Raw genomic sequence first — 1,037 nt, forward strand, 5'->3', positions numbered from 1 at the left:
AAGAAGCGTGTGGTAACTATCTGGAGCATCGCCAAAATCGATTGGGTCATCTTCATCAATAACTGGCGCGTTGGCGCAGCGTGCACCGTCATTTTGGCTTGAACTCGGGCCGTTCGAGACAAACTCAACCGCTGGGACAATGCCCGCGTTGATGTTTGAAGCGTTGTCCGCTGACAAATTAATACGGTAGATTTTTCCGTCTTGATTGCGGGAAACATAGTAATTGCCGTTGACGTCAAAATAGCCTGCACCAAAGGTACCGGTTTCGCCCGTATCTCCAATCATAGTGGCTTGGCCGTTTGCAGTATTGAATTTGTAGAGAATGCCGGAGTTGTTGTCGATTCCGTAAAGCGAACCGTCGCCAGGATGAAAGGCAAAATCCGTCAAGTTGACGTTTGCGGTCGCGGTAATTTGCGTAAGTGTTAGCGTCGCATTTGGATCGGTATCTAACGGTGATAAATCAATGGAAAATAATCCTTTGCCTTTGCGATATAAGTAGTAAACGTGATTATAAACATCGCCAACAAAAAACGTATGGCTAGGCAAACCAGCGACATTCAGTGTTTCTGCTTGAAAGTCTTTCCCTAAACGGACGATTTTCAAGTTGGTGGTATCGTAGCCGTAAATGTATCTGTCGGTGAAGTCGAACCCGACGGCATTGATCCCTGATGCCAAACCCACATCATCAGCTAATAAAGTGGTGGAACCTGTAACCAGATTGACGCCATAAACTTGAACGGGGGTCGATTGGAATAAATACGCTTTGCTCGGACAAGTGTCGAAAGGCGCCGCATTCGCATAAACGCTTACGAACAGTGAGCCGAGTATTAGTGATGTCCTTTTCATGATTCGCCCTCTCATTGATTTGTTTTATATGCAATGAAAGGAGCGTGCCAATTCTTAAGTGGCTGTTTTTGATGGACATTGACAACTAGAAGTTCGAGGTTTTAATTTTGAATCTCAGAATAAGAAAAAAGCCCAACGTTGCGTTGAGCTTTTTGAGAATCGATTGACATGGGAGCGAATGCGTTACTTAC

General features: G+C 45.0%; 1 protein-coding gene. It reads right to left on the reverse strand.

Annotated features, from left to right (window positions below; all coding sequences use genetic code 11):
• On the reverse strand, positions 1–846 hold an 846-nt coding region (locus tag R7P35_RS26285; protein ID WP_411978901.1), incomplete at its 3' end, for a DUF6923 family protein.
• Positions 847–1,037: the final 191 nt, after the last annotated feature.

It is taken from the genome of Vibrio sp. Vb0304, assembly GCF_033338995.1.
In the GTDB taxonomy this organism is placed as follows: Bacteria; Pseudomonadota; Gammaproteobacteria; order Enterobacterales; family Vibrionaceae; genus Vibrio; species Vibrio alginolyticus.